This is a genomic window from Ensifer sp. ENS08, assembly GCF_014852195.1.
GTDB lineage: Bacteria > Pseudomonadota > Alphaproteobacteria > Rhizobiales > Rhizobiaceae > Ensifer > Ensifer adhaerens.
Genome location: NZ_JACVBF010000029.1, coordinates 18873 through 41131, shown reverse-complemented (window position 1 = coordinate 41131; position 22259 = coordinate 18873). Strand labels below are relative to the sequence as shown.

Sequence of the window (22259 nt, the reverse complement as noted above, 5' to 3'; positions counted from 1 at the left end):
TTCCGAACCCCTCAATCAGCACCAAGCCAATCAGGAAACTCTAGAGCGAAGGTCGTCGTCGCCAGCAGCGCCGCCGCCCTCGTCAGTGATCGGGCTTATAGACCCCCATCCTCACAGACGTCAACAGGGATTTTCGGAAAAAATGACAGATTTCTGACAAAGCCCACAAACGCAGGGCTTTGCGCCCCCAAAAAGTTTTACCCCCTCCCCCGGGCCTGTGGAGACACAATTTGGCCCTACCTTTTTCACAATCGGCCTATCTAAGCGAAAACGAAGATGCGTCGCGGATGCGGGCGCGCGGACAGGCTTGGGATATATAGGATATCGCCCTTGCAGCTCCGCGCGTGATTTGACTCCGCCGCGTGAAAGATGCACACCTTCGCGCAACGTATCGCAGGCAAGAATACGGTTTAGAGAAATCGGGGACCCTCAGTTCGGCATGATCACCGACAAGAACATGGTCAGGTCGCTTGGCGACCAGCCACCGATCCTGGCGCATGGCCGGCGCGCGCCCGACAGGCGCGAGATTTCGCTGCGCTGGCTATCCGGCACCTTCCTGACGGGGATCACCTCGAGCCTTCTGATGGGTGTCGCGCTCTTTGCAGCGCTTGACGGACGCCAGCAGCTGGCAATCCCGGCCGAAGCCTATGCCGCACTCGATGCCGGTTCGAATGGCGACGAGCAAGCGATCGCCGTTCGCGGCGGCCGCATCCTGTCGCCAAAGCTCGTTGCCAAGCCGGCCGACAAGACGATCATGGAAGTCTCGACGATGACCCATGACGGCGAGAAGGAAGTGGTGCGCAAACAGCCCTTCGTTCACGTAAAGATGGCGCTCGCCGCCAATCATCAGGCCTCGGAAAGCTACCCGGACTTCGATCCTCTGGCGATCTTCTCGACGGAAGAGGCCGAGGAAGAATCCCCCGTTTCGCGAACCGGCACGCTTTACGGCTCGAACGTCGATTCCGAAGTGGCGCTGAAAACCGTCGACTTCCCGCTGCGCGGCGGCCCCACCTTCGACAGTTCGATGTCGCTGGAAGAGGTCGAGGAAAATGTCCGCACCAACGGCTCTGTCCTGACCGAGGGCAGCACCCAGGTCGCCTCGCTCTATTATGTCGATCCGCAGCGCTTCGCCTCGGAGAGTGACGGGCTCGATCTTCTCCAGGGCCTGACCGCGCGCATCGTCGAGCAGAACAAGAGTGACGCCGCCTACGAGACGATCGACGAAGAAACCACCGAATACGCCGACGACATCATTCCGGTGCGGCGCCAGACCGACATCGCGACAGTCATGAGCAGTGCCGGCTACACCAAGGCGCAGGCCGAGGACGCCGCCAGCTATCTCGGCCAGGCGCTCGGCGCCAGCGAGCTTTCCGAAGGCGATGTCCTGCGCATCGGCATCATCCAGAACGGCGAGACGCAGAAGGGCCAGGACGCACGCATCGTGCGGGCCACGATCTATTCGCGCAACCGGCATGTGCTGACGATGGCGGTCGATGACAAGGGCCGCTTCGTCCCCGGCGCCGAGCCACCGAGGCTCGACGCGGTCGCCACCGCCTTCGACGACAACGGCGCGCCGGTCATGACCAGCAGCCACGACCTTCCGCGGGTCTATGACGGCATTTACCGTGCGGCACTTTCCTACGGCATGAACGCCGACATGGTTGGCCTCGTCGTCAAGCTGCTGGCCAGCAATGTCGATTTCCAGGCGCAGCTGAAGCCGACGGATTCTCTTGAAGCCTTCTTCTCCGTGACCGACGAACGCGGCATGGCGACGGAGGAATCCGAGCTCCTCTATGTTCGCGCCAAATTCGGCGATGCCGTTACCGCCTTCTACCGGTTCCAGGATCCGAGCGACAACACGATCGACTATTTCGACCAGGACGGCAAAAGCATCCGCCAGTTCCTGCTGCGCAATCCCGTGCCGAATGGCCATTTCCGTTCGGGCTTCGGCATGCGCCGGCACCCGATCCTCGGTTTCTCGCGCATGCACACCGGCGTCGACTGGGCAGCCCCGCGCGGTACACCGATCATCGCCGCCGGCGGCGGTGTCGTCGAAAAGGCCGGCTGGGATTCCGGCGGCTATGGCAACCAGACGCTGATCCGCCATGCCAACGGCTACGTGTCCTCCTACAACCACCAGAGCGCGATCGCCAAAAACGTCAAGGTCGGCAACAAGGTCGTCCAGGGCCAGGTGATCGGCTGGGTCGGAACGACCGGCCTTTCGACCGGACCGCACCTGCACTACGAGCTGATCGTCAACGGCAACAAGGTCGATCCCTTGCGCATCCGACTGCCCGGCGGCAAGTCGCTTTCGGGCGACGCGCTGGCGAAGTTCGAGAAGGAACGCGACCGCATCGACGAATTGCTGAACAAGGACGGCACGGGCGCAGAGGTCGCGAGCAACTAACCGCTCCCCTCCCCTGCTCGAAAATCGGCACAAACAGAAAGGCCGCCCCGAAGGGCGGCCTCTTGATTTGTGCGCTGCTGGACTTAGGCGGCTTCCTTGTCCGGCCCCGCCCCGCGCTTGAAGTTGAGGCGGTCGGAGCCCGAAAGCACCTTGACGGTCGAACCATCAGGGAACTCCCCCTGCAGGATCTTCTCGGCGAGCGGATCCTGCACGAACTTCTGGATCGCCCGCTTCAGCGGACGGGCGCCATAGGCCGGGTCGTAGCCCTTGTCGGCCAGGAACGCGCGGGCATCGTCGTCGAGTTCCAGCGTGATCTTGCGCTCGGCAAGCAGCTTGCGCAGCCTTTCGAGCTGGATATCGACGATCGCCCCCATCTCCGACCGACGCAGCCGGTGGAACAGGATGATCTCGTCGACGCGGTTCAGGAACTCCGGCCGGAAGGCGGACTTCACCACCTCCATCACCTGGTCGCGAACCGCATCACTGTCCTCATTTTCGCTAAGCCCGACCAGATACTCCGCGCCGAGGTTCGAGGTCATGATGATCATCGTGTTGCGGAAGTCGACGGTGCGACCCTGACCATCGGTCAGGCGGCCGTCGTCGAGCACCTGCAGCAGCACGTTGAAGACATCCGGATGCGCCTTCTCGATCTCGTCGAACAGCACGACCTGATAGGGCCGGCGCCGAACGGCTTCGGTCAACGCACCGCCTTCCTCGTAGCCGACATAGCCCGGAGGCGCACCGATCAGCCGGGCGACGGAGTGCTTCTCCATGTATTCCGACATGTCGACACGCAGCAACGCGGTCTCGTCGTCGAAGAGGAACCGGGCAAGCGCCTTGGTCAGCTCCGTCTTGCCGACGCCGGTCGGGCCCAGGAAGATGAACGAGCCGATCGGCCGGTTCGGATCCTGGAGACCCGCGCGGGCACGCCGGACGGCACGGGAAACTGCCTGCACGGCGTCACCCTGGCCGACGACCCACTTCGCCAATTCGTCTTCCATGCGAAGCAGCTTGTCGCGTTCGCCTTCCAGCATCTTGTCGACCGGAATGCCCGTCCAGCGAGACACCACATGCGCGATGTTGTCGGGGGTCACGACCTCCTGCACCATCGGGTTGGCATTGGCGTTCTCCTGGCTTTCGGCGTCCGAGAGCTCCTTTTCGAGCTTCGGGATGACACCGTAGGTCAGTTCGCCGGCACGCTGGAACTCGCCCTTGCGCTGGACGATCGCCAGCTCGTTGCGAGCTTCGTCGAGCTGCTTCTTGAGATCGGCCGCACGCCCGAGCTTCTGCTTTTCCGCCTGCCAGCGGGCCGTCAGCGCGGATGCCTGCTCTTCGAGCGAAGCAAGATCAAGTTCGAGCTTCTCCAGCCGATCCTTCGACGAGACATCGGTTTCCTTCTTCAGGGCCTCGCGCTCGATCTTCAGCTGGATGATGCGACGATCGAGCTCGTCGAGCTCCTCGGGCTTGGAATCCACCTGCATGCGCAGCCGCGACGCGGCTTCGTCCATCAGGTCGATCGCCTTGTCCGGCAGGAACCGGTCGGTGATGTAGCGGTTCGAAAGGGTCGCGGCGGCAACCAGCGCCGAATCCGAAATCCGGACCTTGTGGTGCTGCTCGTACTTTTCCTTCAGACCGCGCAGGATCGAGATCGTGTCTTCGACCGTCGGCTCCTCGACCATGACCGGCTGGAAGCGACGGGCAAGGGCCGCGTCCTTTTCGACATGCTTGCGGTACTCGTCGAGCGTGGTCGCGCCAACGCAATGCAGCTCGCCGCGTGCCAGCGCCGGCTTCAACAGGTTGGAGGCGTCCATGGCGCCATCGGCCTTGCCGGCCCCGACCAGCGTGTGCATCTCGTCGATGAACAGGATGATCTCGCCGTTTTCGGCCTGCACCTCGTTGAGCACGGCCTTCAGCCGCTCCTCGAACTCGCCGCGGAACTTCGCACCGGCAATCAGCGCGCCCAGGTCGAGCGCCATCAGCCGCTTGTCCTTGAGGCTTTCCGGCACGTCACCATTGACGATGCGCAGTGCCAGGCCCTCGGCGATCGCGGTCTTGCCGACGCCGGGCTCACCGATCAGAACCGGATTGTTCTTGGTGCGGCGCGACAGCACCTGGATGGTGCGGCGGATCTCGTCGTCGCGGCCGATGACCGGGTCGAGCTTGCCTTCTCGCGCGTCGGCCGTCAGGTCGCGCGCGTATTTCTTCAGGCTGTCGAAGCCCTGTTCGGCAGTGGCACTGTCGGCGGTGCGGCCCTTGCGGATGTCGTTGATCACCTGGTTGAGCTTGGTCGGCGTGACGCCGGCCTTCTTCAGGATGTCAGCAGTGGCCGCCGAGCTTTCGATCGCCAGCGCCAACAACAGGCGCTCGACGGTGACGAAGCTGTCGCCAGCCTTCTTGGCTGCGTCTTCGGCGCTCGAAAACATCCGCGCAAGCGGCTGCGACAGATAGACGGAACCGTTGCCGCCGGAAACCTTGGGAAGCTTTGCAAGCGCTGCGTCATTGCCGGCGCGCGCTTCGCGGGCATCACCACCGGCCCGCTCGATCAGCGAGGCGGCCATGCCCTGGTCGTCATCGAGCAGTACCTTCAGCACATGCTCCGGCGTGAACTGCTGGTGTCCTTGCGCCAGCGCATAGGTCTGCGCCGACTGCAGAAAACCGCGCACGCGCTCGGAATATTTTTCGATGTTCATACTCTACCTCCATAGCCCGGCAGGCCCATCATGGCACCCGTCGGTGTTTCAGGATCAGGCTCCCGCATTCGGCAAGCCTGTCAGTGTGACGCGATCCCCGCTTTGCGTCGGATCAACGCGTCCGAAGCGAATATGGGGCAGCGATTTTGGAAATTAAAGAGCCTCCCGACGCTCCTGAGACGGAAATCTGCAACCGCGAGGCGGCCGCGCACCGAAAGGGTAACGCGGCCGCGGGATCGTCTATGCCGCGGGCGTTCGCTCGGCGAAGGACGCGCCGAATTCCTTCATCCGCCGCACATAGTAGGCCGGCTCGATCAGGACCTCCGGCAGATAGAGGCCCGGCGCCGGGGCGGCCCCTCCTTCAAGGCCGAGCATGCGCTCGACCGCAAGGGCGACGCCAAGCGCCGTCAGTGGGGCCTGGCCCTGAGGGTGCACGATCTCATAGCGACGGTCGACCAGTTCGCCGTGTTTGTCGCGGCCCTTGATATCGATGGCGATCTCCGTCGAGAACGGTTCGCCGCGCCGCCTGCTCGCGGACACGCTATAGGCAAGATCCAGGCGGATATCGCTGGCGTTGGTACGGGCCGAAAGCGCCATGACGTCGAAGGGCGAATAGGCGGTCGCTTCGAGTTCGACGCCGTCAACGCTTCTGAAGCGCGCCTTGGAATCCTCGCCGCCGGCCCAGTGGAACTTGCCATCCGCGACGGTCAAAGCGGCGGGCGCAAGGCCGGTGATGCGGTTGTAATCCGCAAGTGCTGCCGGCCCACCCATATCCTCTTCGTCGAGCAAGACGCCGATGCGGATCGTGTCGATCGCCTCATAGGCTTTGGCAAAGTCGAGGATCGGGAAGATCGCGGCGCCGGCGAGCCAGTGGCTGGCGAGCAGGATCGGCGCACTGTCCGGCGCATGGATATACTGCGCCATCTCCGGACCGACCTCGAAGGTGCCGCTCGATAGGCTGATATAGGGAATGCCGTGGCGCTGGGCGTAACGCATCGAACTCAGCTTTTCGTCTTTCAGGAAGATGACGACGGCGCTGAAGCGGGGCGCATCGCCAAGGCCGAGATCCGGGCGACTGAGGTCGACGCTGACCCCGACCGCGCCACCAACCTCACGTGCGACCGCCTCGGCCCTGCCAAGATCGCGGCCACCGATCGCGATCGGCAACGTCGGGTGCAGACCACGAATGATCCTTGCGGCCTGCGACCCGACGACACCGGAACCACCGACAATCAAAACGGGCAGAAACTTGCTCGACATCTTCCTATCTCCTAAACGAGAGGTAAGCGGCGCCTACCGAACTTACCATTAGTAACTTACTATTGGTAAGTAAGATGCCGAATACCACTTTCAAGAGGCATGAGCCGACGCGAAAAGAGGATTGTGACCGATGAGCCGGACGAAAGGCCCAAAGCTTGCGAAGCCCGAGCGGCGCGCCCAGCTGCTCGAGACCGCCAGGGAGATCCTGCGCGAACGGGGCGCCGACGCCCTGACGCTTGGCCATCTCGCCGAAAGCGCTGGCGTCAGCAAGCCCATCGCCTATGAACATTTCGGCACGCGCGAGGGGCTCTTGATCGCGCTCTCCCAGGAAATCGAAGACCGGCACACGGAAAAACTGAAGGTCGCGCTGAAGGGTGCATTAAATCGGCTCGAAGCGGTCGCCGATATCATCAGTTCCGTCTACATCAACTGTGCTGTCGAAAGCGGCGAGGAATGGCAGGCGATCTCCGGCGCGCTGCGCGGCAATGCGGACATGATCGCCACGCAGCAACAGCAGGCTGACGATTACGTCGCCATGATCAAGGCAGCCCTCTCTCCTTTCTCGGAAGTCCCCGGCGACGATCTGAGGCTTCGCTGCACGGGTATCGCCGGCGCGGCCGAGGCGATCGGCCGCGAACTGATCCGCGGGCGCACAAACGAGACCGCTGCGAGCAGCAACCTAACTGCACTCATCATCGACAGTGCCAAAAGCTGACCAGTGCAACTGGCTGATCAGCGTTTGCCGTGCAAAGAAAAACCCGGCCGCGATGGGCCGGGTTTTTGATGCCTGCACCGGGCAGGCTGACTAAAGCGACTTCGCTTACTCGGAAGCAGCCAGAGCCGGCGCTTCCGGAGCGTCATCGCCTGACGGCTGAGCCTCGTCGGCAGCACCTTCCTGGGCGCTGCGGCGGGGACGGCGCGGACGCGGCGCGTTGCGGCGGCGCGTTGCGGCACGGCCGGAAGCGGCAGGAGCTTCTTCTTCCATCGCAACTTCGGCCGGCGTGCCTTCGATCACCGGCTGCGGGCCGGTACCGTCGATGACAACGGGCTGCGGCTCGGCAACAGGCGTTACGGCTGCGGCACCCGAAGCCGGCATGTCGTCGGCGTAGCCCTGATCCAGATCGTCCTGGTCCTGGTCGGCTGCGTCGTGGCCGCGGAAGTCCTGACGGTCGTCACGCTGGAAACGATCCTGCATCTGCGCCTGCGCGGCAGCAATGATGCGGTTGTAGTGTTCGGCGTGCTGCAGGTAATTTTCCGCCATGACCCGGTCGCCGGAGCTCTGGGCGTCGCGCGCAAGTGCAGAGTACTTCTCGGCGATGTGCTGGGCCGTACCGCGAATCTTCACATCCGGACCGGAGCTGTCGTAGGTCCGCGTCAGCGGATTCGAGCCCTTGCGGTTGTGATTGTTGTTGCTTCCATTGTTGTTGTTATTGTTGTTGTTATTTCGCCCGCGGCCGCGCTTGTTTTGCTGTCCTGGCCTCATAGTACATTCACCCGAATTCTCTTGATAATGATGATCATGTGGTTTCGTCTTCCGGCCGGATCCGCCCGACAGAGCACGCACCGTTGCGCTCGCACAATGGCGGCTTCGGCGCCGACTGACGTCAAATTAACAGGTACCCGCACAAGGCACGTGTTGAACCCTAGCAACTCTTTCTTGAGAGCAATCCCCGTGGCCAGGTCATACCGGAACGAATCTTAGGTCCATGACCTTCTGCCCAGTGCGCGGGCAAACTAGCCCGCTTCCTCTGGGATTCCAAGCCCTTTCTTTGCCTCTGCAAGAAAGAAGATGCGCCAGTGCAGCATTTTTTCAACGGTTTGTGTCGCGTTCGAAGATCAGGACGCGGTCATTGCCGCCGAGATCCTTCGCCTCTTCACGCAGACGGAATTTTTCGGCGTAAAACAACGCCGTTACCGCCTCTTTCTGGTCGAAACCGATTTCCAAGCCTATCACGCCGTTTGTCTCAAGATGATGACCAGCTTGAGAAGCGATGGCGCGATAGGCATCTAGCCCATCTTCTCCGCCATCAAGCGCTGCGGCCGGGTCGTGAAGTCTCACCTCCGGCTCAAGCTCTTCGACCACACTGGACCGGATATACGGCGGATTTGAGACGATAACGTCGTAACGACCGTCCACCTTTTCGTACCAGTTGCTGAGCAACGGCCGAAAGCGATCCGCAAGTCCGAGAGCGACGGCATTTGCCGTCGCCGTTGCCAGCGCGTCTCCGGATATATCGGTAGCCGTGCCCCTGGCTTCAAGAACCTCAGACAGAAGCGCGAGACAAATCGCGCCCGTGCCGGTCCCGAGATCCATGATCTCGCAACCTCCCTTTCGCGCGACCACCGCGCGCAGATAGGGGATCATGCGGTCGACCAAGGTCTCGGTGTCCGGGCGCGGCTCCAGTGTTTCCTTCGACAGCCTCAGCGGCAGGCCGAAAAACTCGCGTTCACCGAGGATGCGATAGACCGGCTCGCGCGCCAGCCGGCGCGCAACCGCCGCCCGGATCCGCTGGGCATCCTCATCCGAAACCGGGTCCCTGCCCCGCGACACGACCGCGCTCAGCGACAGGTCGAGCAGGCCCGAGATCAGGTGCCGGACGTCGAGCGCCGCATGCTCGATGCCGCCCGCCTGCAGGCGATCGCGACTTTCGGCAACCAGGCTCGCGAGCGTCTCGGCCATCTCCTAGCCCCGCTGCTCGCCGAGCTGCGCCAGCTGGCTCGCCTGGTAGTCGGCAAGCAGCGCATCGACGACTTCGTCGATCTCGCCCATCATCATCCGGTCGAGCTTGTAGAGCGTCAGGTTGATGCGGTGGTCGGTAAGGCGTCCCTGCGGGAAATTGTAGGTGCGGATGCGTTCGGAGCGGTCGCCCGATCCCACCTGGCTCTTGCGGTCGGCCGAGCGTTCGCTGTCGGCGCGCTGGCGCTCCATCTCGTAGAGGCGCGAGCGCAGCACCTGCATCGCTTTCGCACGATTCTGGTGCTGCGACTTTTCCGAGCTGGTGACGACGAGACCGGTCGGCAGGTGGGTGATGCGCACGGCCGAGTCCGTCGTGTTGACGTGCTGTCCGCCGGCGCCCGACGAGCGCATCGTGTCGATGCGGATATCCTCGGGCCGGATCTCGATATCGATGTCTTCGGCCTCGGGCAGCACTGCGACGGTTGCCGCCGAGGTGTGAATGCGACCGCTCGCCTCCGTCTCCGGCACGCGCTGTACGCGGTGCACACCAGATTCGAACTTCAGCCGCGCGAACACGCCGCGCCCGGAAACTGTAGCGATGATTTCCTTGAAACCGCCGGCTTCGCCTTCGCTCGACGACAGCACTTCGACCTTCCACCCCTTGCCCGCCGCATAACGCTCGTACATCCGGAACAGGTCGCCGGCAAACAGCGCCGCCTCGGAACCACCGGTTCCGGCGCGGATTTCAAGGATCGCGCTCTTTTCGTCGGCCGCATCCTTCGGCAGGAGCAGGATCTGGATTTCCTGTTCCAAACCCTCGATCGTCGCTTGGACCTCGGGCTTTTCCATTTCGGCGAGATCACGCATCTCGCGATCGGTCGATTTGTCGGCGAGCATGGCGGAGATGTCGGCAAGCTCCGCCGTCGCCTTTTCGTAGGCGCGGATCTTCGTCACCACCGGCTGCAGTTCGGAATACTCCGAGGCGAGCTTGACGTAGACGTCCGCGGCCGGGCCGGCGGACATGCGCGCCTCGATTTCACCGAACCGCCGTTCCAGTTCGCGCATCTTTTCAACGGGAAGCTTTGCCAAGTCTCACTCCAATGCGTCTCGCCCCGGCCGGATCAGCTCCGGACGAGGGTTGCGACGCGTCACTTCAATCTAAACCGGAATGCCGTTTTCCGCGGCGAAATCCACCAGCATCTGGCGAACGGGCGTCTGATCTCGCGTGTCGTCCAGTGCAGCGTTGAGCAGTGCGCCGAGCTTGGACGCGTCAAGCGCCAGAAGCATCGCCTTGATCGGTCCGACGGCCGTCGGCGACATCGACACCGAACGGAAGCCAAGACCCAGCAGCGCCATGGCCGAGAGCGGCTTGCTCGCCATCTCGCCGCAGAGCGTCACCGGCGTATCGTGCCGGTCGCCGGCGCGCACGATATCACGCAGGATCCTGAGGAACGGGCGCCCGAGCACGTCGAAACGATCGGACACGCGGGCATTGCCGCGGTCGACGGCCATCGCGAACTGGAAGAGGTCGTTGGAGCCGACCGAGACGAAGTCCACCTCGGTCATCAGCTCGTCGAGCTGCCAGAGCAGCGCCGGCACTTCCAGCATGGCGCCGAATTGCAGCTTGCGCGGCAACTGCTCGCCGAGCTTCGACTGCCGCTCGATTTCCTTCTGCAGGAGGTCGCGCGCGATCCTGAGTTCGGAAACCTCGGTGACCATCGGCAGCATCAGCTTGAGCTCGGCACCGGCCGCCGCCCGCAGCATCGCGCGGAGCTGGGTGCGCAGCAGACCCGGCCGGTCGAGCGAAAGCCGGATGGCGCGCCAGCCGAGCGCCGGGTTTTCCTCTTCCGCAGCGCGGAAATAGGGAACCACCTTGTCGCCGCCAATATCGAGTGTGCGGAAGGTTACGGGCTTGCCGCCCGTCTGCTTCAGCACGCTGCGGTAGAAGGCTTCCTGTTCCTCCGCCTTCGGCATGGTCGAGGCGATCATGAACTGGAGTTCAGTGCGGAAGAGGCCGATGCCTTCGGCACCCGCCTCGTTCAGATGCGGAAGGTCGACCAATAGGCCGGCATTCATCTGCAACGTGATACGCGTGCCGTCCCGGGTCAGCGGTTCGACGTCCTTCAGCGCGCGGAACTGTGCCTGACGCCGCGCCCGGAAGCGAACCTTTTCCTCATAGGCGCGCTGCAGGTCGGCGAGCGGCCGCAGATGCACCTTGGCGTCATCGCCATCGATGATGATCGCGTCGCGGTTCTCCGCAAGCGCCACGGCACCGGTCGCCTGGCCGATCACAGGAATGCCCATGGCGCGTGCAACGATCACCACGTGGCTGGTGACGGCACCCTCTTCGAGCACCAGGCCGCGCACGTTTTCGCGCGGATAGTCGAGCAGCTCGGCAGCGCCCATGGCGCGCGCGACGATCACCGCATCGTTCGGGAAGTCGCTCGCCGAAAGCTTGGCGCCGTAGCCCGAGAGCTGGCGCAGCAAGCGGTTGGCGAGATCGTCAAAATCATGCATGCGCTCGCGCAGATACGGATCCGTCAGGCGGATCATGCGCGCTTTGGTTTCGCTCTGCACACGCTCGACGGCGGCTTCCGCCGTCAGGCCGTTGCGGATCGCTTCTTCGAGCTTGCGCACCCAGCCGCGGTCATGCGCGAACATGCGGTAGGTCTCGAGCACGGCTCGATGCTCGCCCTCCATCGACACCTCGCGGCGCGACAGCATGTCGTCGATCGAGATGCGCAGCGACCCGAGCGCCTCTGCAAGCCGCTGCAACTCCTGGTCGGTATCCTCGTTGAGAAGATTGGTGACGACGATCCTTGGTTCGTGCAGGACGACATAGCCAAGGCCGATGCCTTCGCCGTAGCTGTTGCCGTCGATCGAGACGGGACGCGAGAGATCGAGTTCGAGCCCTGGCTTGGTGATCTTCTTGAGCTCGCCGGTTGCCACCATCTCGGCGAGAACCATGGCGGTCGTCTCGAGCGCCTCGACCTCGTCCTCGCGATAGTTGCGCATCGCCTTGTTCTGGACGACGAGAACGCCGAGCGCGCGCCCTGTGCGCAGGATCGGCACGCCGAGGAAGGAATGATAGATCTCTTCGCCGGTCTCCGGCAGGTAGGTAAAGGCGGGGTGAGACTGGGCGTCGGACAGATTGAGCGGCCGGGCCGAAGCGGCGATGGTGCCGACGAGGCCCTGCCCCATCTTCAACTGCGCCAGGTGAACGGCGGCCTTGTTCAGACCTTCGGTCGCATAGAGTTCGAGCACGCCGTCGGAGCGCAGCACGTAGACCGAACACACTTCCGCGACCATATTCTGCGCGATCTGGCGCACGATACGGTCAAGGCGCTCCTGCGGCTCCAGCGGTTCCGCCATCAACTCGCGCAACCGCTTGAGGAGAACGCGCGGACCTGCGGAAAGGTCTCTCATCGCGTGGGGTCTCCCGAAATAGAGGGGACGGCAGCAAACGGGATGCGCGGCCAAGTCGCCGCGAATCCCAAATCGGTCGTCTGTCGATTAACTCTTATCGAGACCGTAGGCGGAATGCAAAGTGCGAACCGCCAATTCCGCATAGGGTCCATCGATCAGGATCGAAATCTTGATCTCGGAAGTGGTGATCGCCTTGATGTTGATGCCCTTGTCGGCAAGCGCACGGAAGGCCGACGCTGCAACACCGGCGTGGCTGCGCATGCCGATACCGATGACCGATACCTTAACGAGGCCGGCTTCGGACTGGACGACGTCGTAACCGATCTTGTCCTTGTTGTCGCCGAGCACCTTCAGTGCCTTGTCGACATCGCCGGAGGGAACCGTGAAGGTCATGTCGGTTTTCGAACCGTCCTCGGAGATGTTCTGGACAATCATATCGACGTTGATATGGGCTTCAGCCAGCGGGCCGAAAATCGCGGCGGAGACGCCCGGCCGGTCGGCGAGACGGCGCAGCGAAATCTGGGCTTCATCCTTGGCATAGGCAATGCCGGTTACGACTTCCTGTTCCACGATCTCATCCTCATCACAAATCAGCGTACCGGGCGGATTGAGAAGGTCACCCATGCCCGGCGCATCGGGATCTTCGAAAGACGAACGCACGAAGGTGCGGACCTTGTGCACCATGGCAAGCTCCACCGAGCGCACCTGCAGCACCTTGGCGCCGAGCGATGCCATTTCCAGCATTTCCTCGAACGCGATCTTCTTCAGACGCCGCGCCTTCGGCTCGATGCGCGGGTCGGTGGTGTAGACGCCATCGACGTCGGTGTAGATGTCGCAGCGATCAGCCTTGACGCCGGCGGCAATCGCAACGGCCGAGGTGTCGGAGCCGCCGCGGCCGAGGGTGGCGACGCGGTTGTCAGGCCCAAGTCCCTGGAAGCCGGCGATGACGGCGACCTGGCCCTCGCCCATGCGGCGGATGAGCTCGGCACCGTCGATGTCGAGAATGCGGGCAGCGCCGTGGGCGTTGTCGGTACGGATCGGGACCTGCCAGCCCTGCCACGAGCGGGCGTTGATGCCCATCGACTGCAGCGCGATGGCGAGAAGACCGGAGGTCACCTGTTCGCCGGACGCGACGATCGCGTCGTATTCGCGCGCATCGTAGAAGGGCGAGTTGGCGCCGGTTGCCTTCGGCATGTTCTGCACCCAGCCGACCAGCTCATTGGTCTTGCCGGACATCGCGGAAACGACGACGGCAACTTCGTGGCCGGCATCGACCTCGCGTTTCACATGGCGGGCAACATTGTGGATGCGTTCCAAATCAGCGACGGACGTCCCGCCGAATTTCATCACGATGCGTGCCATGTGCCTCTACCGGTACCCAAATTGCGCGCGCTTGCGCGCGTGACAGGAAAGCCCCCGCCGGCGCCCGACGGTCAAAAAGCTTGGGAGACTTCTCGCACATCGGCAGTCACCGCTTCGGGGAGCGGAAAGTCGCGGCGTCTCTTAGCGGATCAGGGGCCTGCGCGCAATGGCAGGGCGGCAGGAATAAGGCTCCATACGCACGGTGGGGAAACGTGCGCGGTCGCGGTTTGCGCCACTTGAAATTGCGGCAGCGCCGGCTAGGCTGCCAACGGACGCTTGAGGGGGCAGACATGCAAGCACATCGCATACCCGCAACCGCACGAATGATGGCCCGCTGTGCCGTCGCGCTTTCCGTGACGCTCTTGTGTTCGACACTGTCGAACGCCGCCGATTTCGACCAGGCGCGCATGGCGCCGCAAGGCGACTGGACGGTGATCGTCAGCCCCTATGTCTGGGCGGCGAGCCTCAAGGGGGACGCATCGCTTGCCGGCTTCGACACCGATGTCGACGTGCCCTTCAAAGACACGCTCGACCATCTCGACTTGGCGCTGATGGGCAACATCGAGCTGACCAACGGCCAATGGGGTGTCTATTTCGACGGCCAATACGTCCGTACCAGCCAGGATGAGGAGCTGCTCAGCCATGAGATCGGCCTCGACATCAAGATGACGACGCTGGCCTTCGGCGCGTTCTATCAGGTCTATGAGCAGGAACTCGGCGGCAACACCGTCTTCGGCAAGCCCCGGACGCTGTCGATCGAGCCGACGATCGGTCTGCGCTGGACGAAGCTCGAGGCGGACGTGTCCGTGGCCGGTTTCAACACGAGCAAGAGCGCCGACTGGACCGACCCCTTCGTCGGCCTGCGGCTCAACGCCGATCTCAGCGAGCGCTGGAACCTCGTCGCCGAGGCCGATGTCGGCGGCTTCGATGTCGGCTCAAAGCTCAGCGTCAACGCCCAGGCCTATCTCGGATACCGGACCGAAATGCTTGGCCAGCCGACAATTTTGCGCGCCGGGTACCGGTTGCTCTATCAGGATTACGAAAGCGACGACTTCACGGGCGCGAACAAGTTCCGCTGGGACGTGAACCAGCACGGCCCGGTGATCGGCTTTTCCATGTTGTTTTAGAACCTGGGCCTGCTTCAACGCTCAAGGACCGTCTGGCGGATACCCAGCATACGCTTTGCCCGCGAAGGAGAATGGTATGACGTTCATCGTAAAGCCGGCCGTCCGATCGGTCACATCCGCACTTGCCGCCCTTCTCATGCTCGGTCAGACGACGGCGGAAGCCTGCACCCGCCTCGTCTATCTCGGCCCCGATGACAATATCATCACTGCCCGATCGATGGACTGGAAGAGCGACGTCGCGACCAACCTCTGGGTCCTGCCGCGCGGCACCGAGCGCAACGGTCAGGCAGGGCCGAACTCGTTCAAATGGACGGCGAAGTATGGAAGCGTCGTGGCCACCGGCTATGATGTCTCGACCACCGACGGCGTCAACGAGGCCGGCCTCAATGCCAATCTCCTGTGGCTGGTCGAATCCGAGTACCCTGACTTCAATGACAAATCGAAGCCGGGCCTGACGATCGCCGCCTGGGCGCAATATGTGCTCGACAGCTTCGCCACTGTCGAGGATGCGGTGAAGGCGCTTGAGAAAGAACCGTTCACGATCGTCACCGACAACGTACCGGGTGAGAACCGGCTGACGACGCTGCACCTTTCGATCTCGGACAAGACCGGCGACAGCGCAATCGTCGAGTATATCGGCGGCAAGCAGGTGATCCATCACGGTCGCCCGTATCAGGTGATGACCAATTCGCCTGTCTTCGACCAGCAACTGGCCCTGAACGCCTACTGGAAGCAGATCGGCGGCACGGTGATGCTGCCGGGCACGAACCGCGCGGCCGATCGTTTCGCTCGCGCCTCGTTCTACGTCAACGCCATTCCGAAGGACGAGAACCCCGACCGTGCGCTGGCCAGCGTCTTCAGCGTCATTCGCAATGTCTCGGTTCCCTATGGGCTCAACACGCCGGAGGAACCGAACATTTCCTCGACCCGCTGGCGCACCGTGGTCGATCACAAGCGCAAGCTCTATTTCTTCGAGTCGGCGCTGACCCCGAACACCTTCTGGGTCGACCTGAAGAAGATCGATTTTACCAAGGAGACCGGCAAGGTGATGAAGCTCGATCTCGGCGAAAACCAGGATCACACCTATTCGGGCGACGCGACCGGCGACTTCAAGCAGGCCGAACCGTTCAAGTTCCTCGGGCTGCAGATGTGAGCACACCGGCTCGGGGCCGGCGCGAAGCCATTGAAAATTGCGCGCGACGGTGTTATTGACGCTGCCGCAAGTTCAAATTCGAGAAAGGGGGCTGCACGTGATGACATTTTTCCGGCACCACCGCCAGCGTGGCCCCGTCCAAGCCCTGCAGATGCGTTTGCAGGGCTGACCAGACATCCTTTCGCGAAGATCGCGAGCCTATCCCTGGTCTGCCCAGAGTGATGCAGTGCGGAACCATTTCGGTTTCAACGCCTGCATCGTCTTCCAATACCGAGCCGATGCGGCCCGAGCACAGCATGTCTGTGTTGCGGGCTCGACCATCCGAAACCCCGGCCTGAAGTGCCGCCCCGGATGATCCGCCGTCGCTCGTGCAGTCCAGAGAACGACCATGGCCTTGATCAATATCCGCAACCTCGGCGTCAGCCTGAGCACACCGCTTTTCTCCAGTCTTAGCCTGTCCGTCGCATCCGGTGATCGTATCGGCATCGTCGCTGCCAACGGCCGCGGCAAGTCGACCCTGCTGAGATCAATCGCCGGCAGCTTTGATCCGACCGTCGGCGAAATCACCCGCTCGCGCGGGCTGACGGTCGGTCACGTCGAGCAGAACGTGCCTGCGTCGCTTTTACCTCTCTCCTTCCACGACGCCGTTCTTTCGGCCCTCCCGGCCGACCAGGCGGAAAACGAAAGCTGGCGCGTCGATATCGTGCTCGATTCCCTCGATGTGCCGGAGGTTCCGCGGACTCGCGCCGTGTCGGAGTTGAGCGGCGGCTGGCAGCGGCTGATGCTGCTTGCCCGCGTCTGGGTTAGCGAGCCAGACGCGCTGCTGCTGGACGAGCCGACCAACCATCTCGATCTCGCCAAGATCGGCCGGCTGGAGGCCTGGCTGAATGCGCTGCCACGCGACGTGCCGGTGCTGGTTGCCAGCCACGACCGCGCCTTCCTGGACGCAACCACCAACCGCACGCTGTTCCTGAGGCCAGAGCAATCGCCGATCTTCGCGCTCCCCTATTCGCGGGCGCGCGCCGCTCTCGATGAGGTGGACGCATCGGAGGAGCGGCGTTACCAGCGCGACATGAAGGTGGCGCAGCAACTGCGTCGCCAGGCCGCCAAGCTCAACAATATCGGCATCAACTCCGGCAGCGACCTGCTCACGATAAAGACGAAGCAACTGAAGCAGCGCGCAGAGCGGCTGGAGGATGCGGCAAAGCCTGCGCATCAGGAACGTTCCGCCGGCGCGATCCGGCTCGCCAATCGAGGAACCCATGCCAAGATCCTGGTGACGCTCGACGACGTCCAGGTCGAAACGCCCGATGGCACCCCGCTTTTCCGCACCGGCAAGCGCTGGATCTGCCAGGGCGACCGCATCGTGCTGCTTGGCGAAAACGGCGCCGGCAAGACACGGCTCGTCAACCTGATCCGCGCGGCGATCGAGGAACCAGGCCGTGCGCCCGAAACGCTGAAGGCAACACCCTCGCTGGTGCTCGGCTACAGCGACCAGGCGCTTGCCGGCCTGTCGGACGAGGAGACGCCGCTTGCCGCGCTGTCCCGCCGCTTCTCGCTCGGCGACCAGCGCGCCCGTAGCCTGCTCGTCGGTGTCGGCGTCGGCATCGACATGCAGGAAAAGGCGATCGGCCGGCTGTCGGGCGGCCAGAAGGCGCGTCTTGCCATGCTGGTGCTGCGCTTGAAGGAGCCCAATTTCTACCTGCTCGACGAACCGACCAACCACCTGGACATCGAGGGCCAGGAAGCGCTCGAAACGGAGCTGTTGAGAAACGAGACGAGCTGCCTGCTCGTCTCCCACGACCGCAGCTTCGTGCGCAATGTCGGCGACCGCTTCTGGCTGATCGAGAAGCGCCGCCTCGTCGAGGTCGAGGATCCCGAGGACTTCTTCGCCTCGGCGGCGGCAGGCGACGTCGGCTGACATAAAGCGCAATCATCGCATTTGTGACGCCCGCAACAAGCGGGCGTCACAAATGCCAACATCATCAGGCGGGCGGCCGCGCAATCAGGCATGCGACTTCGCCGCTGTCAAAAATCTGCGCCGACAGTGCCTCGACCTGCCAGCTCTGGCGAAGGGCCGCCGCCGCGAGCCGCGCGCCAACGTCGTCCGCCCCCGTGGACGGCTCGTCATGGAAAAGAAAAAGACGTCCCTCAGGCTTCAACAGCTGCGCCAGCGCCGCAAACTCTCGAGCGGGATCGCCCCGCGTGAACACGCCGACGCGCATGGCGAACGCCTTGGCGAAGCGACGGCCACCGAGATCGAACGAGCGAAGCTCCGCAACCCGCAAGGTCGCCCGGCCTGCAGCAACATGTTCAGCATTTCTGCGTGCTGCCGCCGCGATCATCACAGCCGAGCGGTCGATGGCGACAATCCCCCCTTCGTCGAGCCGATCGCAAACCTTCGTCACGGCAATGCCATGGCCGCAACCGACTTCGAGCAGATGATCGGATGGCTGCGGCGCGATGACGCCGACCGCCCAGTCGATCCTGTTCAGGCCCATGTGGGTTCCTCCCCTCGCCAGCGCAGAAACTAGCACGCGGAAGAGCCATAGCGCTAACCAATCCGATGCAAAAATAAAACCACTTGCAAAACCATATCAGATTTGCCACCCTTCCCGTGACAGGCATGCCGCAACGGGAGAGATACTATGCGCAAGGTCATCATGTGGGACATGGTTAGCGTCGACGGCTTCTTCGAAGCACCGGGGCACGACATCGAGTGGTTCGTCTTCGAGGACGAGCTCGCCGCCTATATCGGCGAAACGCAGCTCGAGGCCGACACCCTGCTTTTCGGCCGCGTGACCTATGAAATGATGGCGGGCTACTGGCCATCCGCCGAAGGCGACATCGCGACCTTCATGAACGGCGTCGAGAAATTCGTCTTCTCGCGCACGCTGACCTCCGCCGATTGGGCCGGCACGACGCTCGTGACCGGCGACGCTGCAAGCGAAGTCGAACGACTGAAGGCGCTGGATGGCGGCACGATCTTCGTTTTCGGCAGCGCCGACTTCGCGAGCGAACTGATCGAGAAGGGCCTCGTCGACGAATATCGCCTCGGCATCAATCCGGTGCTGCTCGGCGAGGGTGTGCCGCTGTTCAAACCAGGGCTGAAGCGGACGAAACTCAAACTGACCCACACACGCCCTCTGACGTCCGGTGTGGTTATCCTGCACTACCAGCCAGAAGCGGACGCCTAGCAGGACGGGCGCCACGCACGCGTGTGCGCCGATCTGGCCCAGCGCCGCCTCTTGACTTCCTTGTCCGATCGTCCGACTTCACTGCTGCACAAGTCCCTAAATCGGGATCGATTTAAGGATAGAATTATGCAGCACTTTAAAGTGCTACAGCGTCCTTAGCGCGCCTTGAAAGACGCGCGGCGCTGTCGGGACGATGCAAGGAGACGGCGACATGAGCGAGACCGCACGCACGACGATCGACCAGAGCGAGGTTGACCGCTTTTCCGCCATGGCCGCGGAGTGGTGGGATCCGACCGGCAAGTTCCGGCCGCTGCACAAGTTCAATCCCGTTCGCCTCGCCTATATCCGCGACAAGGTGGCCGAGCATTTCGGCCGTGATCCCAGGAGCCCGCAGCCGCTCAAAGGTCTGCGCCTGCTCGATATCGGTTGCGGCGGCGGCCTCCTGTCGGAGCCGATGGCACGCATGGGCGCCGATGTTCTCGGCGCCGACGCCTCCGAAAAGAACATCGGCATCGCCAAGACGCACGCGGCCGGAAGCGGTGTGGCGGTCGACTATCGCGCCGTGACCGCCGAAGCCCTTGCCGAATCCGGCGAGAGCTTCGACATCGTGCTCAACATGGAAGTGGTCGAGCATGTCGCCGATGTCGATTTCTTCATGACCACCTGCGCCCATATGGTTCGCCCCGGCGGTCTGATGTTCGTCGCCACCATCAATCGCACCATGAAGGCAGCGGCGCTTGCCATCTTCGCAGCCGAGAACGTGTTGCGCTGGCTGCCGCGCGGTACGCACCAGTATGAAAAACTGGTGCGCCCGGAGGAACTGGAAAAGCCGCTCGTGGCCAACGGCCTCGAAGTGACCGAGCGGACCGGCGTCTTCTTCAATCCGCTTTCCAATCAGTGGAACCTGTCCAAGGACATGGACGTCAACTACATGATCGTCGCCAAGCGGCCGCTATGAGCAGCTGTCGGCGGCCTCAGCCAGCCTGCCGACGCTCCTGCCACTCGCGCTTCAGCAGCGCATAGACGTATTCGTCGCCCCAGACATCGTTGAACCGGTCGTTCTCGATCAGATGCGCTTCGCGGCGCATGCCGAGACGCTCGACGACGCCGACGGATCCCTTGTTGAGGGCATCGAGCCGGGCAAAGATCCGGTGAAACTTCAGCGTCGAAAAGCCGAGATCAAGCAACGCCCGCATCGCTTCCGTAGCGTAGCCCTTGCCGGCAAAGTCGGGATTGAAGATGTAGCCGGTCTCCGCCTGTTCCGCCGCACTGCTTGCGAGCTTCAGCAGGACCTCGCCGATCAGTACGCCATCCTCGCGGCGCTCGACGGCAAACACCGCGACGTCCCCATCGTCAACGAGCTTTGGCGCCGAAGCCTTGGCGAATTTTGTCCGCGCTGCCGTTTCGTCGAGCGGGTCCTGATAGAGATAATGGTAGACCTCCGGCAGACGGTGATAGGCAAAGAATGCCGGAAAATCGCCAGGCGCGAAGGGCCGGATAACGAGGCGATCAGTGGAAATGTGAACATCGGACAATGCCATTGGCTGGAAAACTCCCATTGCAAAGCTGCGAGATGGGAGCCAAGGCATTGTATTTAAAGGGCGGGAACCAAAGTTTAGACGCGCAGATGCGAAAGTGCCCCGCGTCAGTTGACCTCGTCGGGCAAGATCGGCAGCGGCGCGACCGCGATCCCTTCTTCGAGCAACGCCACGGCCTCTTCCGCCGTCGCCTTGCCGATCAGCCCGCGCTCTTCCGCCTCGCCGTAGTGGATCTTGCGGGCTTCCTCGGGAAAGCGCTCACCGACATCCTCGGCGTTCTCGCGTACGGACTTCACCAGCTCGCGGATCTTGGCGACCGTTTCCTTCTGCGCCTGGTCCATGATCACCGCCCGCGTCGCCTCCTTCTTGCGCGCGGTCGCGACCGAGGGCGCCATCAGTTGCTTGGCAACGGAGGTCGAGTTGCAGCTCGGACAGGAAACCAGTTTGCGCTCGACCTGGCGGTCGAAATCGTCACTCGACGAGAACCAGCCCTCGAAATCGTGGCCGTTGTCGCAGGAAAGGGTGTAGCGGATCAAGCGGCAACGCCTCCCTTCCCGGTCGGCGCCACTTCATCGAGCACGAAGCTACGGGCATTCTTCAAGTTCGGTATCTTGGCGCGCGCCGCGTGCACGGCGGCGACATCGATGTCGGCAAGCACAACCGCCTCGCCCGTAGGGCCAGCCGAAGCGAGCACGCGCCCCCAGGGATCGACGATCATAGAATGGCCGAACGTCTCACGCCCATCCGCATGCGTGCCCCCTTGCGCGGCGGCAATGACGAAGAGGCCGTTCTCGATCGCGCGGGCGCGAAGCAGGATTTCCCAGTGCGCCTCGCCCGTCTGCCGCGTGAAGGCGGCGGGCACCGACATGATCTCGGCGCCGGCAACGGCCTGTTGCCGGAAAAGCTCCGGGAAGCGCACGTCGTAGCAAATGGAAAAGCCAAGTTTGCCGAAGTCGAGTTCGGCCAGGCGCGCAATGCTGCCTGGCTGATAGGCGGCACTTTCCCGCCAGCTCTCGCCGTTGTCGAGATCGACGTCGAACATATGGATCTTGTCATAGTCACAGATCTTTTGGCCATTCGTGCCAAACAGCAGGCCGCGATTGGCGATCTTGCCGCCAGCAAGCGCGATCGGCGTCGAGCCGACATGGAGGTAGACGCCAAGTTCGCCGGCAAGCTGAGCTGCCGCCGCGGCAATAAGATCGTTGGCCTCGTCCTTCAGGATCGCGCGTAGCGCCGCCCGGTCCCGCTGCAGCGCCCCGGTCATTTCCGGAGTCTGGATATAGGTCGCGCCGTGGGCTGCCGCTTCGCGCGCGAGCCGCACCATCGTCTCCGCATTCTTGCGCGGATCGACGCCGGAACACATCTGAATGGCTGCGGCCTTGAAAGTCATCACGTCCAACTCCTAAGCGCTCACCGCTGATA

The 22259-nt window shown here is 63.0% G+C and carries 18 protein-coding genes; 7 read left to right on the top strand and 11 right to left on the bottom strand.

Annotated features, from left to right (window positions below; translation table 11 throughout):
- Window positions 1-439 precede the first annotated feature (439 nt).
- Window positions 440-2407, top strand: a complete 1968-nt coding sequence (locus IB272_RS33535) for a M23 family metallopeptidase (protein WP_060518351.1) — start codon at window positions 440-442, stop codon at window positions 2405-2407.
- A gap of 83 nt (window positions 2408-2490) precedes the next feature.
- On the opposite strand, the gene clpB is transcribed toward IB272_RS33535, so the two are convergent.
- Both clpB and IB272_RS33525 read right to left on the bottom strand, forming a co-directional pair.
- Complete coding sequence (clpB, locus tag IB272_RS33530; RefSeq protein WP_060584463.1) at window positions 2491-5097, bottom strand: ATP-dependent chaperone ClpB; 2607 nt, start codon at window positions 5095-5097, stop codon at window positions 2491-2493.
- Window positions 5098-5337: 240 nt separating this feature from the next.
- Window positions 5338-6357, bottom strand: coding sequence for a hypothetical protein (locus IB272_RS33525; protein ID WP_060584461.1), 1020 nt, complete (start codon window positions 6355-6357; stop codon window positions 5338-5340).
- A 130-nt stretch (window positions 6358-6487) separates the two neighbouring features.
- Between IB272_RS33525 and IB272_RS33520 the strand changes: the two genes are divergently transcribed.
- Window positions 6488-7072 (top strand): TetR/AcrR family transcriptional regulator, encoded by a 585-nt coding sequence (locus IB272_RS33520; protein ID WP_060584460.1) that lies wholly within the window; start codon window positions 6488-6490, stop codon window positions 7070-7072.
- Between the two features lie 105 nt (window positions 7073-7177).
- Here IB272_RS33520 and IB272_RS33515 read toward each other — a convergent pair whose 3' ends face one another.
- The 5 genes from IB272_RS33515 to IB272_RS33495 all read right to left on the bottom strand — a co-directional run bounded on the left by IB272_RS33515 (window position 7178) and on the right by IB272_RS33495 (window position 13822).
- Window positions 7178-7840, bottom strand: a complete 663-nt coding sequence (locus IB272_RS33515) for a DUF4167 domain-containing protein (RefSeq protein ID WP_034797687.1) — start codon at window positions 7838-7840, stop codon at window positions 7178-7180.
- Between the two features lie 327 nt (window positions 7841-8167).
- Window positions 8168-9037 carry a peptide chain release factor N(5)-glutamine methyltransferase gene (prmC, locus tag IB272_RS33510; RefSeq protein ID WP_034797690.1) on the bottom strand — a complete coding sequence of 290 codons (870 nt, stop codon included), beginning with the start codon at window positions 9035-9037 and terminating at the stop codon, window positions 8168-8170.
- A gap of 3 nt (window positions 9038-9040) precedes the next feature.
- Window positions 9041-10123, bottom strand: coding sequence for a peptide chain release factor 1 (gene prfA / locus IB272_RS33505; RefSeq protein ID WP_060584455.1), 1083 nt, complete (start codon window positions 10121-10123; stop codon window positions 9041-9043).
- 69 nt (window positions 10124-10192) lie between these two features.
- A complete protein-coding gene (ptsP, locus tag IB272_RS33500; protein WP_034797694.1) occupies window positions 10193-12460 on the bottom strand; it encodes a phosphoenolpyruvate--protein phosphotransferase in 2268 nt (755 codons plus the stop codon).
- 87 nt (window positions 12461-12547) lie between these two features.
- Window positions 12548-13822 (bottom strand): aspartate kinase, encoded by a 1275-nt coding sequence (locus tag IB272_RS33495; protein ID WP_034797696.1) that lies wholly within the window; start codon window positions 13820-13822, stop codon window positions 12548-12550.
- Window positions 13823-14112: 290 nt separating this feature from the next.
- Between IB272_RS33495 and IB272_RS33490 the strand changes: the two genes are divergently transcribed.
- From IB272_RS33490 to IB272_RS33480, 3 genes are all read left to right on the top strand, one after another.
- On the top strand, window positions 14113-14949 hold the full coding sequence (locus tag IB272_RS33490) for a hypothetical protein (RefSeq protein ID WP_244546836.1): 837 nt from the start codon (window positions 14113-14115) through the stop codon (window positions 14947-14949).
- Between the two features lie 76 nt (window positions 14950-15025).
- A complete protein-coding gene (locus tag IB272_RS33485; RefSeq protein WP_060584453.1) occupies window positions 15026-16102 on the top strand; it encodes a linear amide C-N hydrolase in 1077 nt (358 codons plus the stop codon).
- Between the two features lie 388 nt (window positions 16103-16490).
- On the top strand, window positions 16491-18023 hold the full coding sequence (locus IB272_RS33480; RefSeq protein ID WP_060584451.1) for an ABC-F family ATP-binding cassette domain-containing protein: 1533 nt from the start codon (window positions 16491-16493) through the stop codon (window positions 18021-18023).
- 64 nt (window positions 18024-18087) lie between these two features.
- On the opposite strand, the gene IB272_RS33475 is transcribed toward IB272_RS33480, so the two are convergent.
- On the bottom strand, window positions 18088-18603 hold the full coding sequence (locus tag IB272_RS33475) for a class I SAM-dependent methyltransferase (protein ID WP_060584449.1): 516 nt from the start codon (window positions 18601-18603) through the stop codon (window positions 18088-18090).
- A gap of 147 nt (window positions 18604-18750) precedes the next feature.
- Between IB272_RS33475 and IB272_RS33470 the strand changes: the two genes are divergently transcribed.
- Both IB272_RS33470 and ubiG read left to right on the top strand, forming a co-directional pair.
- Window positions 18751-19299 carry a dihydrofolate reductase family protein gene (locus IB272_RS33470; RefSeq protein ID WP_060518369.1) on the top strand — a complete coding sequence of 183 codons (549 nt, stop codon included), beginning with the start codon at window positions 18751-18753 and terminating at the stop codon, window positions 19297-19299.
- 211 nt (window positions 19300-19510) lie between these two features.
- Window positions 19511-20257 carry a bifunctional 2-polyprenyl-6-hydroxyphenol methylase/3-demethylubiquinol 3-O-methyltransferase UbiG gene (gene ubiG, locus IB272_RS33465; protein WP_060584448.1) on the top strand — a complete coding sequence of 249 codons (747 nt, stop codon included), beginning with the start codon at window positions 19511-19513 and terminating at the stop codon, window positions 20255-20257.
- A 16-nt stretch (window positions 20258-20273) separates the two neighbouring features.
- Here the strand turns inward: ubiG and IB272_RS33460 are convergent, their stop codons facing one another.
- The 3 genes from IB272_RS33460 to IB272_RS33450 all read right to left on the bottom strand — a co-directional run bounded on the left by IB272_RS33460 (window position 20274) and on the right by IB272_RS33450 (window position 22227).
- Entirely contained in the window at window positions 20274-20840 is a 567-nt protein-coding gene (locus IB272_RS33460; protein WP_034797714.1) for a GNAT family N-acetyltransferase, read from the bottom strand.
- 104 nt (window positions 20841-20944) lie between these two features.
- The gene (locus tag IB272_RS33455) at window positions 20945-21373 is read right to left on the bottom strand and encodes a DUF1178 family protein (protein ID WP_034797716.1); all 429 of its coding nucleotides are present in this window, start codon (window positions 21371-21373) and stop codon (window positions 20945-20947) included.
- Window positions 21370-22227: a carbon-nitrogen hydrolase family protein gene (locus tag IB272_RS33450; protein WP_060584465.1), complete on the bottom strand. Its 858-nt coding sequence runs from the start codon at window positions 22225-22227 to the stop codon at window positions 21370-21372. The genes IB272_RS33455 and IB272_RS33450 overlap by 4 nt, the downstream gene beginning before the upstream one ends.
- Between the last annotated feature and the right edge of the window lie 32 nt (window positions 22228-22259).

Bases quoted from the DNA above. Each gene is read 5' to 3' on its own strand.
- IB272_RS33535 (WP_060518351.1), top strand. From the start codon at position 440: ATGATCACCGACAAGAACATGGTCAGGTCGCTTGGCGACCAGCCACCG.
- clpB (WP_060584463.1), bottom strand. From the start codon at position 5,097: ATGAACATCGAAAAATATTCCGAGCGCGTGCGCGGTTTTCTGCAGTCG.
- IB272_RS33525 (WP_060584461.1), bottom strand. From the start codon at position 6,357: ATGTCGAGCAAGTTTCTGCCCGTTTTGATTGTCGGTGGTTCCGGTGTC.
- IB272_RS33520 (WP_060584460.1), top strand. From the start codon at position 6,488: ATGAGCCGGACGAAAGGCCCAAAGCTTGCGAAGCCCGAGCGGCGCGCC.
- IB272_RS33515 (WP_034797687.1), bottom strand. From the start codon at position 7,840: ATGAGGCCAGGACAGCAAAACAAGCGCGGCCGCGGGCGAAATAACAAC.
- prmC (WP_034797690.1), bottom strand. From the start codon at position 9,037: ATGGCCGAGACGCTCGCGAGCCTGGTTGCCGAAAGTCGCGATCGCCTG.
- ptsP (WP_034797694.1), bottom strand. From the start codon at position 12,460: ATGAGAGACCTTTCCGCAGGTCCGCGCGTTCTCCTCAAGCGGTTGCGC.
- IB272_RS33495 (WP_034797696.1), bottom strand. From the start codon at position 13,822: ATGGCACGCATCGTGATGAAATTCGGCGGGACGTCCGTCGCTGATTTG.
- IB272_RS33490 (WP_244546836.1), top strand. From the start codon at position 14,113: ATGCAAGCACATCGCATACCCGCAACCGCACGAATGATGGCCCGCTGT.
- IB272_RS33485 (WP_060584453.1), top strand. From the start codon at position 15,026: ATGACGTTCATCGTAAAGCCGGCCGTCCGATCGGTCACATCCGCACTT.
- IB272_RS33480 (WP_060584451.1), top strand. From the start codon at position 16,491: ATGGCCTTGATCAATATCCGCAACCTCGGCGTCAGCCTGAGCACACCG.
- IB272_RS33475 (WP_060584449.1), bottom strand. From the start codon at position 18,603: ATGGGCCTGAACAGGATCGACTGGGCGGTCGGCGTCATCGCGCCGCAG.
- IB272_RS33470 (WP_060518369.1), top strand. From the start codon at position 18,751: ATGCGCAAGGTCATCATGTGGGACATGGTTAGCGTCGACGGCTTCTTC.
- ubiG (WP_060584448.1), top strand. From the start codon at position 19,511: ATGAGCGAGACCGCACGCACGACGATCGACCAGAGCGAGGTTGACCGC.
- IB272_RS33460 (WP_034797714.1), bottom strand. From the start codon at position 20,840: ATGGCATTGTCCGATGTTCACATTTCCACTGATCGCCTCGTTATCCGG.
- IB272_RS33450 (WP_060584465.1), bottom strand. From the start codon at position 22,227: ATGACTTTCAAGGCCGCAGCCATTCAGATGTGTTCCGGCGTCGATCCG.